Here is a 14,311-nt window from a genome sequence, read left to right on the forward strand (position 1 = left end):
AAGTATCGTTAAGGATACCAAGGGATCTGTCGTAATCCAGCTGTTTCCTCCAGCCCAGCCCATTTATTGACGTTCTGGATTGCTTGTCCGGCAGCCCCTTTTACTAAATTATCGATCACCGCAATGACTGTCACGATGTGGGTCATCGGATTTAAGACCAACCCAATGTCACAAAAGTTGGTTCCTGTCACCTGCCGCAGTTCTGGCAGCTTTCCTAACGGCTGCAAGCGAATAAATGGTTGTTCTTGATAGTCTTCTTGATACCTCTGATAAATATCTTCCGCTGTTCTTTCTGGCGCTACAGGCACATAAAGGGTCATCATGATCCCTCTGTTAACCGGAATCAAACTAGTGGAAAATTGGATGGCCGTCAATTCTGGATCCCATTGTTGAAACTGCTGGACAATTTCTGGGATATGCTGATGCTGATTCAATTTATATGTCTGCATATTTTCTGAAATTGTCACAAAATGACTGGTATCTGACAGTTTTTTCCCCGCACCAGAAAGCCCAGATTTGCCGTCAAAAATGGGAATGCCTGCCAACCATTTTCTTCTGACTAAAGGCGCAGCGGCTAAAATTGCGGCAGTGGCATAGCAGCCTGGATTGGCCATTAAATTTCCGTGGGACGTCTGAAACTCTGGCAATGCATATGTTGCAGCATGCAATAAACGATCCGCAGCTGGCGTCTGCTGATACCATTGCTGATAAACACCTGCTTCTTTCAAACGCAGATCTCCGGATAAATCCATCACAGGAAAGTCTTGTTCGACAAATGGCGAGACCAAATCTTTGCTAATACCAGCCGGTGTCGCAAAAAAGACCAATTCATTTTCTTGCATAATCTGCAGCGGATCAAACGGGTAAATCCTTTGGTTGACCAGTTGCTGCAGATGGGGATAAACATTGACTGAATTTTCTTGGACTGAATGACTATGTAACGTTCCTATCTCCAAGACAGGATGCAAGTGGATCAAACGAACCAATTCCAATCCTGTATAGCCGGTAAACCCGACGATTGCTGCTTTCACTTACTACACCCCTTTTTCACTTGTTCTCAAATTCTTTTTCAACAACCTTTCAACAACCAAAGCAGCTCTTCTTTCTTCATTCTCACCTTTCAGTGGTTTCTTCTTTCGTTCCTAAAACATGACGTAGAACAGCGAGTCCTTCAGCCATTTCTGCTTCCGTTATGGTCAATGCTGGCAGCAGACGCAGGACATTCGTTCCAGCTTTCAACACCAGTAACCCTGCTTGACGCAATTCTGTCATCGCCTGTTGGAGAGCAGTGCTATCCTTCAACTCTAAGCCAATCATTAGGCCCTGCCCTCGAATAGCCACGATCTGTGCCAGATCCGTTAAGCCTGCCATAAGCTGCTGATGTCTGGCAGCAACATTTACTAACACAGGGGAATCGGTTAGGACCGTACATACGGCATTTGCTGCAGCCATCGCTAACAAATTACCACCAAAAGTTGAACCGTGACTTCCAGGGCCAAACCCCTGCTGTAAATCAGTTTTTCCTAGCATGGCACCAACCGGCAGCCCATTGCCCAACCCTTTTGCTAATGTAAAAATATCAGGTTCGATCCCATATTGCTCAAAAGCATAAAAACTCCCCGTGCGTCCCATTCCTGTTTGAATTTCGTCTATGATCAGCAGTGCACCTGCTTCTTGACATAACGCGGCCACCTTTTGGACCCATTCTTTTTCAGCTGGGATCACGCCGCCTTCTCCTTGGACCAGTTCCATCATCACCGCAGCTGTTTCCTCATCCAACGCTGCTTGCAGCGGGGAAAATTCATTGAAGGGCAAATACTCAAAATCTGGTACGAGCGGACCAAAATCCTGATGGATGCTTTCTTGAGCCGTTGCTGTCATGGCACCAAATGTTCGTCCGTGAAACGAGCCCTCAAAAGTTAAAATCTTTGTCCGACCCGTTGCTTTTCGAGCTAGTTTTAAGGCTGCTTCATTTGCTTCAGCCCCACTATTGCAAAAATAGGCAAGATATGGACCTTTTGTTAGTTTTTGCGCGACTGTCTCTTGTAACGAATTGGTGTAGAGGTTGGGCGCATGCCATAATTTGTCCGCTTGCTGCAGCATTGCCTGCTGGATTTCAGGCTGCCCATAGCCAAGGTTGGCGACCCCAATACCGCTTGTAAAATCTAAATATCTCCGACCTTGAGTATCTGTTACATAGCTGCCCTTTCCTGCAGCAATCTCTAATGGCAAACGTGTATAATTGGGAAACAACTGACTCATCCATCAACGACCTCCTATGAATATTTATGTATTAATATACATTTTTAGCGAATAAATTGCAATATTTATTTATTTTATAACGAAAATATTCATTCCAACAAAAAAAAGAGAAGCTTAACGCTTCTCTTCATTCTTGTTTATATTCACAAAAATCGATTGAATAAAATCGTTGTCTTCTTGTATCAGGCCGCATCTTCTGAAAATTGGCTGTTATACAAGTCCGCATAAAAACCATTCTTAGCCATCAATGTGTCATGGTTTCCGGTTTCGACAATCGAACCATGATTCATCACAATAATATTGTCGGCATCCCGAATGGTAGATAAGCGGTGAGCAACGACAAAACTTGTCCGATTTTCCAACAATTTGTTCATGGCTTTTTGGATGAGAATCTCGGTCCGAGTATCCACACTAGATGTTGCTTCATCCAAGATCAACACATCTGGATCAGCTAAGAAGGCGCGCGCGATCGTAATCAATTGTCGTTGTCCTTGAGAGATATTGCTAGCTTCTTCATTGAGGACCGTATCATATCCGTCCGGCAGCTTGCGAACAAAGTCATCCACGTGAGCAGCTTTAGCGGCTTCGATTACTTGTTCTTTCGTCGCTTTGTCATTGCCGTAATGGATATTGTCATAGATTGATCCTGTAAATAGCCATGTATCTTGTAGAACCATTGATATGTTGCTACGAAGCTCATCACGGGTCAGATCTCTTGTATCCCGACCGTCGTAGCGAATACTACCGCCGGAAACATCATAGAATCGTTCCAACAGATTAATCAATGTCGTTTTACCGGCACCGGTAGGTCCAACGATAGCTACCATTTCCCCAGCTTTGACGTCTAGATTAAAATCGGTCATCAATAAGTTGTCTGGTGTATAACCGAATTGAACATGGTCAAAACGAACTTTATAGTCGCTTTCTTCCACGGGTAATCCAGAAGGTTCATCTGACATTTCTTCTTCATCCAAGACCTCAAAGACCCGTTCTGCTGATGCAACAGTTGATTGGATCGTATTCAATAAACTAGCAATTTGAGTGATCGGTTGTGAGAATTGGTTCGTGTATTGCAAGAATGCTTGCACATCCCCCAAAGTCATGTTCCCATTCGCTACTTTGATCCCACCCAGAACTGCGACAAAGACATAGCCCAAGTTCTTGATGAAGTTCATCAATGGCATAATGATTGCGGAAATGAATTGTGCTTTCCAACCAGCACTATACAGACGATCGTTTTCTTCTTCAAATACTTTTTGATCAGCCGCTTCATGGTTAAAGGTTTTGACAACGGTATGGCCGCCATAGGTTTCTTCAACCTGATTATTCAGTAATCCCAAGCTCTTTTGTTGCGCAGCAAAGAATTTTTGTGATTTTGGTGCGACGATCATTACGACGATCAAGCTTAGCGGCACCGTTGCTAATGCAACCAATGTCAACTGCCAGCTAATCGTTAGCATCATCCACAACACTCCGACTAAAGTAACAAAACTGGTAATAAATTGGGTCAAGTTTTGTTGGAGGGTGCTGGCGATATTATCCATATCATTGATTGCCCGTGACATGATATCTCCGTTTGAATGGGTATCATAGTAAGAAATCGGCAAGCGATTCATTTTTTCTTCTAAATCACGACGCAGTTCATAGACGGTCCGTTGTGATACACGGGTCATGATGAATTGTTGCAAGAAATTGAAAATAGCAGAAATAACATACATACCGATAGCGATCATAATGATTTGTCCTACTTTATCAAAATCGATCGGAAATTCGGTGACAGTTTTTCCAGCTTTCATTTGCTCTGCACCAATCATAACACCTTTAAAGATTTCGGTTGTTGCTTCCCCTAAGATCTTTGGTGTTTGAATCTGGAAGATTACGGCGGCAATCGCTAAAACAAATACCGAAATGATTGCGATAGAACGTTTCGACATATAACCGAAAAGTCGTTTTACCGTTCCCCAGAAATTTTTTGCTTTTGGTCCTTTCGCTCCAATGTTGCGCCCTGGACCGCCACCCATCGGTCCACCGCCGCGAGGTGCTTGGTTTTTCCGTTCACTCATGCCACATCCTCCTCTCTCAATTGAGATGATACGATTTCTTGATACGTTTGGTTTGAGGCCATCAATTCTTCATGGGTTCCTTTACCCACCAATTGACCTTCGTCAAGGACAAGGATCGTGTCTGCATCCATTACTGTACTTACCCGTTGTGCGACTACAACCATAATGCTGTTCTTCATGTCTTTTTTCAATGCCGCTCGCAGCTGTGCATCTGTCTTAAAGTCCAGCGCTGAGAAAGAATCATCAAACACATACACATCGGCTTGTTTCACTAATGCCCGAGCGATCGCTAACCGTTGACGTTGGCCGCCGGAGAAATTTCCGCCGCCTTGTTCTACATGACTGTCTAAGCCTTCGCTCAATTCTGAAACAAACTCTTTGGCTTGTGCGATTTCCAGTGCTTTCCAGATTTCTTCATCTGTCGCATCTGGTCTACCGTATTTCATGTTTTCTCGAATCGTACCAGTAAATAAAACCGCTTTTTGTGGGACGAAACCAACTGAGTCCCGCAAATTATGCTGTGTTACTTCAGCGATATTCACTCCATTGATGCGGATCGCTCCTGATTCGATATCATAGAGCCGAGGCAGCAAATTGACCAATGTCGTCTTCCCAGAACCCGTACCACCAATGATTGCCACAAAATCACCCGATTTTGCTTGAAAATCAATGTCTTGCAGTGCTAATTTTTCTGCACCGTGGTAACGATAGTTGACGTGATCAAAAGCAAGTGTGGCTTGATCACCTTTTAATTGAATCATCTTAGGTGCTTTATCATCAACGATCTCTTCTTCTTCGTCTAATACTTCATTGATCCGATCTGCAGAGGCTTGTGCTCTTGGGACCATCACAAAGATCATTGACAGCATCATAAAACTGATCAAGATTTGCATGGCATACGTCATGAATGCAATCAGATTCCCAACTTCTAATGTCATTTCAGCAATATAATGTCCACCAAACCAAGTGATGGCAATATTGGTCCCACTCATAATCAATGTCATCAAAGGCATCATAAGTGCCACGATAGTATTTACTTTGATGGCCGTGTGGGTATAGTCTTTATTGGCTTCATCAAAGCGATTGGCTTCATACCCGGTCTTATCGAAAGCTCGAATGACCCGCACTCCAGTCAATCCTTCACGGAAGACCAAATTCAGACGGTCAGTTTTTTTCTGCATGCTTTTGAAAAGTGGCACAGCAAAATACATGATTCCACCAACCAAAACGATCATAATTGGAATAACGACTAAAAAGATTTTGGTTAACTGAGCGTCTTTTTGATAGGCCAAGAAGCTTGCTCCGATCAAAGTGATTGGTGCATTGATCATCATCCGCAAGAACATTTGTGCCACCATTTGAATTTGGTTGACGTCATTAGTCGTACGAGTGATCAAAGAGGCAGTTCCGAATTTATCAAAAGAACGTGCGGAGAAATTTTCTACTTTTTCATAAATATCTGTCCGTAATTTTTGCCCCAATTTTTGTGATTCTCTAGTAGCAAAGAATGTATTGCCTAATGCAGCCAGAATACTGATCAGTGAAAAACCGATCATTAAAAAGCCGGTACGCCAGATATAATCAATGTCTCCAGTTGCAACGCCATTATTAATGATATTCGACGTTAATGTCGGTAAATAGAGATCTGCTATTACTTGTACAACCATAAAGGCAACGGCCATCAGTGCCGAAACGAGTGAAACTCGTTTAATCAACTTTGTCATTCTTTTCCCCTCTTTCTTTTTGTGCGCCATCTCTTAGCCAGCTGATTTTGTTATTGAAATCAGTCGTTGCTAGCGAAGGATCATAGGCATGATTTTCTGCTAACTCTCGGTATGCTTCAGCAATCGTAGAAAAAACGGTGTGCATCAACAGTTGGACGAGCATTTTCAATTCATGATCATCCTTGACCCGTAATAAGTCTTTGTCGATCTCAGCAAAAAATTCTTCTTCCCACTTCTGTCTCGCTTCTTGATGCTCTTTGTGAGAGCCGTAGAGTGGTTTTTTGTGGATATCCGGCATCACTTTTCGCAAAGAACGATAATCCATACTCATGAAGAGATTGCGATAAAATTTTGCATTTTTTCCTTCTAACACTTCTTTGATCATCCGAGAAAAATACCATTCAAAGCCAGCAAACAGATCGCCCTTTTCGTGTTGAATGGAACGAATCAAATCCCGCTGACTGTTTTTTTTCAACGTATGAAAATAGTAGTAGTATAAGTCTTCCTTATTTTCAAAATACTGATAAAAACTTCCCCGAGGGATTTCTGCGTCTTTGATGATATTGGCAATCGAAGCATCCTTCAATGGGACCCGAGAAAATTCTTTCTTAGCAGCGCTTAAAATGCGTTTTTGCTTATCTAATGGCAAATGGAAAAACGTATCCGTTGGCATCGTCATCTCTCCTTTCAGTTCAAATGATAAATGACAACAATTATTATGACAGGTTGTCATATGACACTGTGTCATTATACACCCCTCATGAGAGAATGCAAGTAAAAAAGTTTGAATATTTTATGAAAGTCATTTTCTTTATAAAAAGGAAATTCGCTTAGTGATTTCATTTCATTGAAAATAGATTCATTGTCTTTTTCTGAAAACAAAAAAAGCAGCGGCTATTCCTTAAGAAAGGAAGCCACTGCACAACAGCCGTTTTTCGATTTTAAATAACATCTATTTTTTCTTTCTAACCCACAGGACACAGCCTACTCCGACTAACAAAACGACTCCAACGACTGGCAAAAACCAATTGACGGTCTCTCCCGTTTTTGGCAATGCTCGACTGTCCGAAGTAGCACTAGCTACTTCTGTTTTGCTAGTTGTTGTTTGTTCCGACGAAGTGTTGGCAGCAGACGTATCAGAAGATTCGGTATTCCCCGTTACTTCAGAAGCTGCTGGGAGATAATGACCTTGATTCACAGCGTAAATGATCCAGCCAATCCGACCTGGAAACAATGTTTCTGAACCACTGGTAGCTACTTCTTCATCTAAGTGTGACAAAATCGATGTCAACCATTCATCTGAAATTGGCTGTTCCGGGGAAATATAAACACCATTTGTTGGGTAAACAACTTGCAGATATGTTTTTAAGCGATCCAGTTCTGGAATCAACGCTGCAAAAGAAGAGTAGCTGCTTGGATCAAAGGCTAGCTGCGGTTCAATCTTCTCCCAAGATAAGAGATGATCGATAAAAAGAGCGCGAACGATCCGAGCAAAATAGCCGATATCCATTCCCATCACATCTTGGCTATATCGTAATGCTAGTGTCTCTGCATCTTTTAATTGCTGATCGGTCAATTGATCCAACTCATCTTGCGTGAAAGCTGTCACACTTCCATCAGTGATGCCTCTAGTAAAAGCAGAGCGCAAATCACTTTGTTCTGTAATGGTTTCTGACTCAGGACTTGCTTGAACGCCTGTTTGAGCGACAATGGCTTCTACCACATCCTCGGGCTGTGTCGTCACGGATTCACTACTTTGTGCAGTGTCAGCGGTTGATTCCATTTCAGTATTCGAAACCGTCGCTTCTGTCGAAATGATTTCTTCAGTTGATTGCGTAGATTGAATCGTTTCTGATGATTCCGTTGTTTCCTCTGCAATGGCAGTAATTGGTAAAAATAATAGACAGCTCATGAACCAGATACTCTTTTTCATTCCTTTACCTCCTCAGGATTCTCAGGATTTCTTTGTAACACGAATGTAACACAATAGTAAATTATTCGCAATGTAAAAAGGCACTTCCTTAAGAAATTTAAAAGATATTCAATGTCTTCCGATGCACTCCGCTTCTTCCCTAACAAAAAATCCCGAACCACTTCAGATGATTCACATTAACAGAAGCATTAACGAGATCATCATTCAGCAGTACGGGACGAAGCGTTCTTAATCACCGAATGACACATGGGTAGAAAAAATTGTACCATTCGAATCTAGCTGTTTTTTAACTATTTGACTTGTACAGTCATCACAGGACTAGCACTTGTGACTGTTCCTTTAGCAGTCATGGTTTCTGAGATAACTTGTTCCATATTGGTGAGTACAACAAGCATATCAGTTGCTTTATTGCTAGCTGCCAATTCTGCCAGATCAACTTCAGCAACTTGTGTAGCGGCAGTCACTTGTTGCCCTTCTTGGACGAGGATATTGAAAGGCTTGCCTTGTAGCTCAACGGTATCGACACCCATATGCAGCAGAATCTCAAGTCCATTTGGTGTCGTGATTCCAATGGCATGTTTGGTTGGGAAGATCGTTGTTACAGTTCCTGCAGCTGGTGCATAGATTTTTCCATTTGCAGGAGCTACATAATATCCGTCACCCATCATTTTTTGAGAAAAAACAGGATCCTTTGACTCTGTAATCGCATGAACGGTTCCTTCAGCAACTGCATATAGTTCAATAGTTTCAGGTGCTGCAGACGTTGCTGGTGTTGTAGCCGTCGTTGAAGTAGCCGCCGGTACTTCTTCATCAACAGCATTGACAGCAGCTAAACGGTCTTTAGGAATCCCAAAGAAGTAAGTAGCCACAAAGCCACCTGCATATCCTGCTAATAAACCAAAGACATAGCCTAACCAATGACCGTTCGCAATCAACGGAATCAAAGCTACTCCAGAAGGTCCAATGGCGGTAGCGCCGATATTCGACAATGCGCCGATAACCGCCCCACCGATTCCGCCTCCGATACATGCCGTAATAAATGGTCGGCCTAATGGCAGTGTTACACCGTAGATCAATGGTTCTCCAATACCTAAAATCCCTACTGGCAAAGCGCCTTTGATCATTTCAGAAAGTTCTTTATCTTTTCGCAGACGAATCCACAGGGCTAATGCCGCCCCTACTTGACCAGCGCCAGCCATTGCTAAGATTGGCAATAACTGTGTGCTGCCAGTTGCTTCGATCATTTGAATGTGGATCGGTGTCAAGATTTGATGTAGACCAAACATGACCATTGGCAAGAAGGTTGCTCCGAGAACAAAACCTGAGAATGCGCCGCCGACATTTAATACCCAATTGATTGAGCCAACCAAACTGTCTGAAATAAACCCAGCTAATGGCATGATCAAAAAGATCTCTGCCAAACCGATCGCTAACAAACACAAAGTTGGGGTAACGATGATATCAATGGCTTCAGGAATCACTCGGTGCAAAACAGTTTCCAGTTTAGCCAGCAACCAGACTGCAAAGATCACACCGATGATCCCTCCTTGTCCAACTGCCAGAGGATCTCCTGTAAAGAGGTTGGTGATTGGGGCTTCTGGATTCATTCCAGTCAATAAGACGACCGACCCAATGACACCACCTAGCGTTGGGTTCGCTTTAAATACTTGAGCTGCATTGACACCTGTGAAGATCACTAAATAAGAAAACATCCCGTTTTTTAAGATATTTAAAATCATGACATAATAATTCCACGTGTCGCCATCGATTTTTCCTGCAGTGATCAAGTTCGTCATAACAGAAGCAATACCAGCAACGAGACCAGCACCGACAAACGCTGGGATCATTGGGACAAAAATATTCGAAATATCTTTCAATAATGACTTGATTGGTGATTGTTTTTGTTTCGCTTTTTGAGCAGCTTTCATTTCTGCTGCTTTCGCATTCACAGCCTCTTTTCCACTGGTGGCTGCCACAGGAATTTCTTGCCCTAGATCAACACCCGCTTGTGCCGCCATGGCATTTGCTACTTTATTGACTTTTCCAGGACCGATGATCACTTGCAGTTGTTCATCGTCCACTACTCCTAAGACTCCGGGAATGTTTTGTAACCCTTGCTTGCTGACCTTGTTGTGATCTCGAACCGTCATCCGTACTCGAGTCATACAATGAGTGACAGAGGCAACATTCTCGATACCGCCTGATTCTTGAAATATTTTTTCTGCTAGTTGTGTAACTGTCAGTTCTTCTTTTGCCATTGATTTTTTCCTCCTATCCTTCTAACGTTCCTTTAACGAACCCTTCTGATTGTACCAGCTTTGCAGCAGCTTCTTCTTTTTCACTATTGGTAAGCAGCATAACGATCGCTAACTTCACATTTTGATCGGCTTTTTCAAAGTAGTCTGCCGCCGTTTCATAATCTGCTTCGGTGGCTTGCATGATGATTCTCTTGGCCCGTTCAACGAGTTTGTCGTTCGTTGGTTTAACATCGACCATTAAATTATTGTACACTTTTCCGATGCCTACCATCGAAATCGTGGAAATCATGTTCAAAATCAATTTTTGAGCAGTCCCTGATTTCAATCGGGTAGAACCTGTCAGAAATTCTGGTCCGCAATCCACTTCGATCGGGAAGCTGGCATGTTTTGAAATTTCTGCTTGTTTGTTGCAGGCGATCGTTCCTGTGGTAGCCCCGATTTCATTTGCATAGTCTAGTGCTCCAATGACATAAGGTGTGCGGCCGCTGGCTGCGATCCCAATGACCATATCATTTTCCGTCAGCTTCAGGTCAATCAAGTCTTGACGCCCTAATTCAACAGAATCTTCTGCCCCCTCAACCGCTACAGTCATTGCTTCTTCACCGCCAGCAATCAAACCGATCACCATATCCGGTGAGACCCCAAAAGTAGGGACACATTCAGCGGCATCTAAAACTCCTAGTCGTCCGCTGGTACCAGCACCGAGATAGATCAATCGTCCCCCTTTTTTGAAAGATTGAATCGTTTGCTGAATTACTTTTTCAATGCTTGGCAATTCCTTTTCAACGGATTGAGCAACTTTCTGGTCTTCGGCATTCATTTTCTGACAAGCCTCTGCCACAGTCATTTCATCCAAGCCAAATGTTGCTTGATTTCGTCTTTCAGTCGTTAAGTTTTCTAAATTAATCATTGTCATTTCTCTCATCTCTTTCTATTTTGAATCGCATTCCTGCTTTGATTTGTTGGAGCAAGGGGAGATCTTCTTCAATCACTTGCGCAGCGACATTGACTTTGTCATCTGCGGGCAGGATTCGCTTACAAATTTGGATTTCCCCCATATAGCGCAAGTAATCTTGATTATCGATAGTCACAGCTCCGACAACCCGTTTTTGAGCAGTTTCTGGGGAAATCAATGGGACTTCAGCAAATCGGGCATTTGCACTGCGAATCACATCTCTTGCCTCATCTTGCCGGTTCTCATGCTCTCCTAAAATATGTTGATAATAGGCAGAACCAATATCCTTTATGCGAAGAAGGACGGTCTGATCGGCTAGATAAGAACTGAATTGCTTCAAAGAAGCAGGGGTCACGATACCATCACCAATGTAGACAGCATCAACGGCACAATCCCTCAACAACTCCAGTGCTGCTGCGAAGGGGCTCATGCTGCGATGCGCTTCCAGTGTCGGCAATCCTTGGTAAAGAGGACCTCTTTTATTCGCATCCCCAGCAACAAAGGCCTGTACAAGAAAACCTTGTTGTTTCAACCACTGATTTTTGGCCTGAAACCATTCTTTGTCTAATCCCGTCTCCGGACGCGGATAGTAATTGTGCCACGCCTCTAGATTAGAAAAATCTGCCTGATAGGTGTTCAACTCGTTAATATCTTTTTCAGTCAATGTACTCGCATTTAAACTAATAGTTATTTTACGAGATAATTGAGCAATGGTCTGATTGTCGATCGCGTAATCCATTCGCAGCCCAGTGACTCCCCGATCCGTCAGTTCATTTAACTCTTTATAGGAAAATCCTGCTTTAGCCAATGCCTCTCCTGAAATATCTACCATTAATGACAACCGATTCTTTTTTGCTATTTCACCAAGTGTTGTCAATCGTTGGCGATAACTGGCGGCATCATCTTCTGGTATATGCATGGATGTAAAAATCCCAGAAAAACCTTGAAGCGCCATTTCTTCGATGGCATCGATGTCTGTGGTAGTCAAATCGGCATTCATAAATACTGAAAACCCAAACATTGTTGATTCCTCCTTGCTGGTACCGTTTTCTACAAAATGATTATACAACGGCCTGTTTGTTTTTGCAACTATATTTCGTAATATATAATTATAAAAAGAAATATAATTTCATAACGGTGTATTTTTTAAGAAAAAGTTGTCCCTTAAACTTTCTAATGCGGTTCGGCCATTAGTTGTGGTACACTTTATAAGGAGTCAACGAGCGCGTAATTTTTACATAGTAGGAGGAATCACATCATCAATGATTACAATGGATGATATTATTCGCGAAGGCAACCCAACTTTGCGGGAAGTAGCAAAAGAAGTCCCCTTTCCATTAAGTGAAGCGGACATTCAATTAGGGAAAGACATGATGGAGTTTCTAGAAAATAGCCAAGACCCAGTGAAAGCCGAAGAATTGAATTTACGAGGCGGAGTCGGTTTAGCAGCACCTCAACTAGATATTTCTAAAAGAATCACTGCTGTTTTAGTTCCTAGTAGCGATCCTGAAAATCCAGAACCTGAATTTAAAGATGTGTTGTACAATCCTAAAATCTTAAGCCACTCCGTACAAGAGGCATGTTTAGGTGAAGGCGAAGGCTGTCTGTCTGTAGACCGGGAAGTACCAGGCTATGTCGTACGTCACGCCCGAATCACGATCAGCTATTATGACATGCAAGGCAAGAAGCAAAAAGTTCGTTTGAAGAACTATGCAGCTATCGTCGTGCAACATGAAATCGACCATTTGAATGGTGTCATGTTCTATGATCACATCAATGAAAAAAATCCTTTCTCATTAAAAGAAGGAATTTTAGTGATCGATTAACGATTAGTAAACAAGAGCGCACTCCCAAGTGGGAATGCGCTCTTGTTTACTTTAGTCGTCATTCATTAGGATTAATTTCCCTTTGCCAAGCTGGCTTGATGGTCCGCTTTGATTTGAGACAACAATTCTGGCTTTTGATAAAGATCTAATGCAGTCAATGCGAGTAATTCCGCTGCGATCGCAATCGAGTTCAGTCCTTTGGTACTTCGAGCAGCCGCTTTAAATTCCTCGGAGTGACCAGCAATGTATTCATCCGAAATTGAGACAGTTGGCTGGATCGTGGGGATCACTTGGCTGACGTTTCCTACATCTGAAGAGCCTAAACTTGCTTTTGTTTCCACATCGATCTCTGCTTGGGGAACGCCAACTTCCTGAGTATGGGCAAAGAATAGTTCATCAAAACTTGGTGTTACGATCACATCGTCGACTGAATTCTGGAAGAGTCCAAATTCATAAGTCGTTCCTGTTGCTAAAGCTGCTCCTTTAACGATATTCTCCACTTTCTCATAGACTTCATCTAGTGTCGCCCGATTGGCTGCTCGTAAATAAAAACGTCCAGCTGCATATTCTGGAACAACATTCGCTGCCACACCACCATCAGTGATCACGCCATGAATGTTGACATCTTTCGGCAAATGAAGACGCAACCCATTGATCCCATTAAAAACTTGGATCAATGCCTCTAACGCATTAATGCCTTTCTCTGGTGCCGCTGCCGCATGGGATGCCCGACCATAAAATTTGATATCGACAGGATCATTAGCCAAAGATGCGGTGGTTTTGCCATAGCGATAAGCTGGATGCACGCACAATGCAGCATCGACATCCTCAAAAAATCCTTCACGCACAAAACTGCCCTTTGCTGAGCCATTTTCGCCCCCCTCTTCACCAGGAGTACCATAAACGCGGATTTCTCCTCCTAGTTCATCTACATAAGGTTGCAACGCACTAGCAGCCAATACAGAATAAGTTCCAAAGAGATTGTGCCCACAGGCATGACCGATGCCGGGCAGCGCATCATATTCTGCCAAAAAAGCTAATGTTGGTCCAGGTTTGCCGCTTTGATAACGGGCATCGAACCCTGTACGATGACCAGCCACTTCTTTTTCCACGGTGAATCCTTCTTTTTCTAATTGGGCAATCAGCGCATCTGCAGAATAAAATTCATAGTTGCTGACTTCTGGATGATCATGAATATCCAAAGCTAGTTCTTGGTATTCCGGTAAGCGTTGTGCGATAAATTCTTTAATAGAAGTTTTTACAGTTGTTGTCATATGATTTTCTCTCCCT

The 14,311-nt window shown here is 42.9% G+C and carries 11 protein-coding genes; 1 reads left to right on the forward strand and 10 read right to left on the reverse strand.

The annotated features are described in order from the left end of the window. Nucleotides 1-8: 8 nt before the first annotated feature. From argC to DVW06_RS10485, 9 genes are all read right to left on the reverse strand, one after another. Nucleotides 9-1,031, reverse strand: coding sequence for an N-acetyl-gamma-glutamyl-phosphate reductase (gene argC / locus DVW06_RS10445; protein WP_003128149.1), 1,023 nt, complete (start codon nt 1,029-1,031; stop codon nt 9-11). Between the two features lie 82 nt (nt 1,032-1,113). After that, entirely contained in the window at nt 1,114-2,262 is a 1,149-nt protein-coding gene (locus tag DVW06_RS10450) for an acetylornithine transaminase (RefSeq protein WP_003128147.1), read from the reverse strand. Between the two features lie 182 nt (nt 2,263-2,444). After that, entirely contained in the window at nt 2,445-4,325 is a 1,881-nt protein-coding gene (locus DVW06_RS10455) for an ABC transporter ATP-binding protein (RefSeq protein WP_029486297.1), read from the reverse strand. Next, on the reverse strand, nt 4,322-6,049 hold the full coding sequence (locus DVW06_RS10460) for an ABC transporter ATP-binding protein (RefSeq protein WP_003128145.1): 1,728 nt from the start codon (nt 6,047-6,049) through the stop codon (nt 4,322-4,324). The genes DVW06_RS10455 and DVW06_RS10460 overlap by 4 nt, the downstream gene beginning before the upstream one ends. Continuing rightward, complete coding sequence (locus DVW06_RS10465; protein WP_137264621.1) at nt 6,033-6,722, reverse strand: TetR/AcrR family transcriptional regulator; 690 nt, start codon at nt 6,720-6,722, stop codon at nt 6,033-6,035. Before DVW06_RS10465 ends, DVW06_RS10460 begins: the two co-directional genes overlap by 17 nt. A gap of 279 nt (nt 6,723-7,001) precedes the next feature. Further along, nucleotides 7,002-7,982, reverse strand: coding sequence for an LPXTG cell wall anchor domain-containing protein (locus tag DVW06_RS10470; protein ID WP_003128143.1), 981 nt, complete (start codon nt 7,980-7,982; stop codon nt 7,002-7,004). A 290-nt stretch (nt 7,983-8,272) separates the two neighbouring features. Beyond that, nucleotides 8,273-10,240, reverse strand: a complete 1,968-nt coding sequence (locus tag DVW06_RS10475; RefSeq protein WP_003128142.1) for a glucose PTS transporter subunit IIA — start codon at nt 10,238-10,240, stop codon at nt 8,273-8,275. A 13-nt stretch (nt 10,241-10,253) separates the two neighbouring features. Continuing rightward, nucleotides 10,254-11,156 (reverse strand): N-acetylmuramic acid 6-phosphate etherase, encoded by a 903-nt coding sequence (murQ, locus tag DVW06_RS10480; protein WP_005470111.1) that lies wholly within the window; start codon nt 11,154-11,156, stop codon nt 10,254-10,256. Continuing rightward, nucleotides 11,143-12,216, reverse strand: coding sequence for a DUF871 domain-containing protein (locus DVW06_RS10485; protein ID WP_005470109.1), 1,074 nt, complete (start codon nt 12,214-12,216; stop codon nt 11,143-11,145). Before DVW06_RS10485 ends, murQ begins: the two co-directional genes overlap by 14 nt. Before the next feature lie 241 nt (nt 12,217-12,457). Here DVW06_RS10485 and def point away from each other — a divergent pair, with 241 nt between their 5' ends. Further along, nucleotides 12,458-13,021 carry a peptide deformylase gene (def, locus tag DVW06_RS10490; protein ID WP_003128139.1) on the forward strand — a complete coding sequence of 188 codons (564 nt, stop codon included), beginning with the start codon at nt 12,458-12,460 and terminating at the stop codon, nt 13,019-13,021. Between the two features lie 71 nt (nt 13,022-13,092). Here def and DVW06_RS10495 read toward each other — a convergent pair whose 3' ends face one another. Further along, nucleotides 13,093-14,295, reverse strand: coding sequence for a M20 family metallopeptidase (locus tag DVW06_RS10495; RefSeq protein ID WP_003128138.1), 1,203 nt, complete (start codon nt 14,293-14,295; stop codon nt 13,093-13,095). Nucleotides 14,296-14,311 lie beyond the last annotated feature (16 nt).

Origin of the sequence: Enterococcus sp. ARL09-542, assembly GCF_005234805.1 — a bacterium.
Classification (GTDB): Bacteria; Bacillota; Bacilli; order Lactobacillales; family Enterococcaceae; genus Enterococcus_D; species Enterococcus_D gallinarum.

Coding starts and splice junctions, on each gene's coding strand:
- DVW06_RS10450 (WP_003128147.1), bottom strand. CDS start 2,262: ATGAGTCAGTTGTTTCCCAATTATACACGTTTGCCATTAGAGATTGCT.
- DVW06_RS10455 (WP_029486297.1), bottom strand. CDS start 4,325: ATGAGTGAACGGAAAAACCAAGCACCTCGCGGCGGTGGACCGATGGGT.
- DVW06_RS10460 (WP_003128145.1), bottom strand. CDS start 6,049: ATGACAAAGTTGATTAAACGAGTTTCACTCGTTTCGGCACTGATGGCC.
- DVW06_RS10465 (WP_137264621.1), bottom strand. CDS start 6,722: ATGCCAACGGATACGTTTTTCCATTTGCCATTAGATAAGCAAAAACGC.
- DVW06_RS10470 (WP_003128143.1), bottom strand. CDS start 7,982: ATGAAAAAGAGTATCTGGTTCATGAGCTGTCTATTATTTTTACCAATT.
- DVW06_RS10475 (WP_003128142.1), bottom strand. CDS start 10,240: ATGGCAAAAGAAGAACTGACAGTTACACAACTAGCAGAAAAAATATTT.
- murQ (WP_005470111.1), bottom strand. CDS start 11,156: ATGACAATGATTAATTTAGAAAACTTAACGACTGAAAGACGAAATCAA.
- DVW06_RS10485 (WP_005470109.1), bottom strand. CDS start 12,216: ATGTTTGGGTTTTCAGTATTTATGAATGCCGATTTGACTACCACAGAC.
- def (WP_003128139.1), top strand. CDS start 12,458: ATGATTACAATGGATGATATTATTCGCGAAGGCAACCCAACTTTGCGG.
- DVW06_RS10495 (WP_003128138.1), bottom strand. CDS start 14,295: ATGACAACAACTGTAAAAACTTCTATTAAAGAATTTATCGCACAACGC.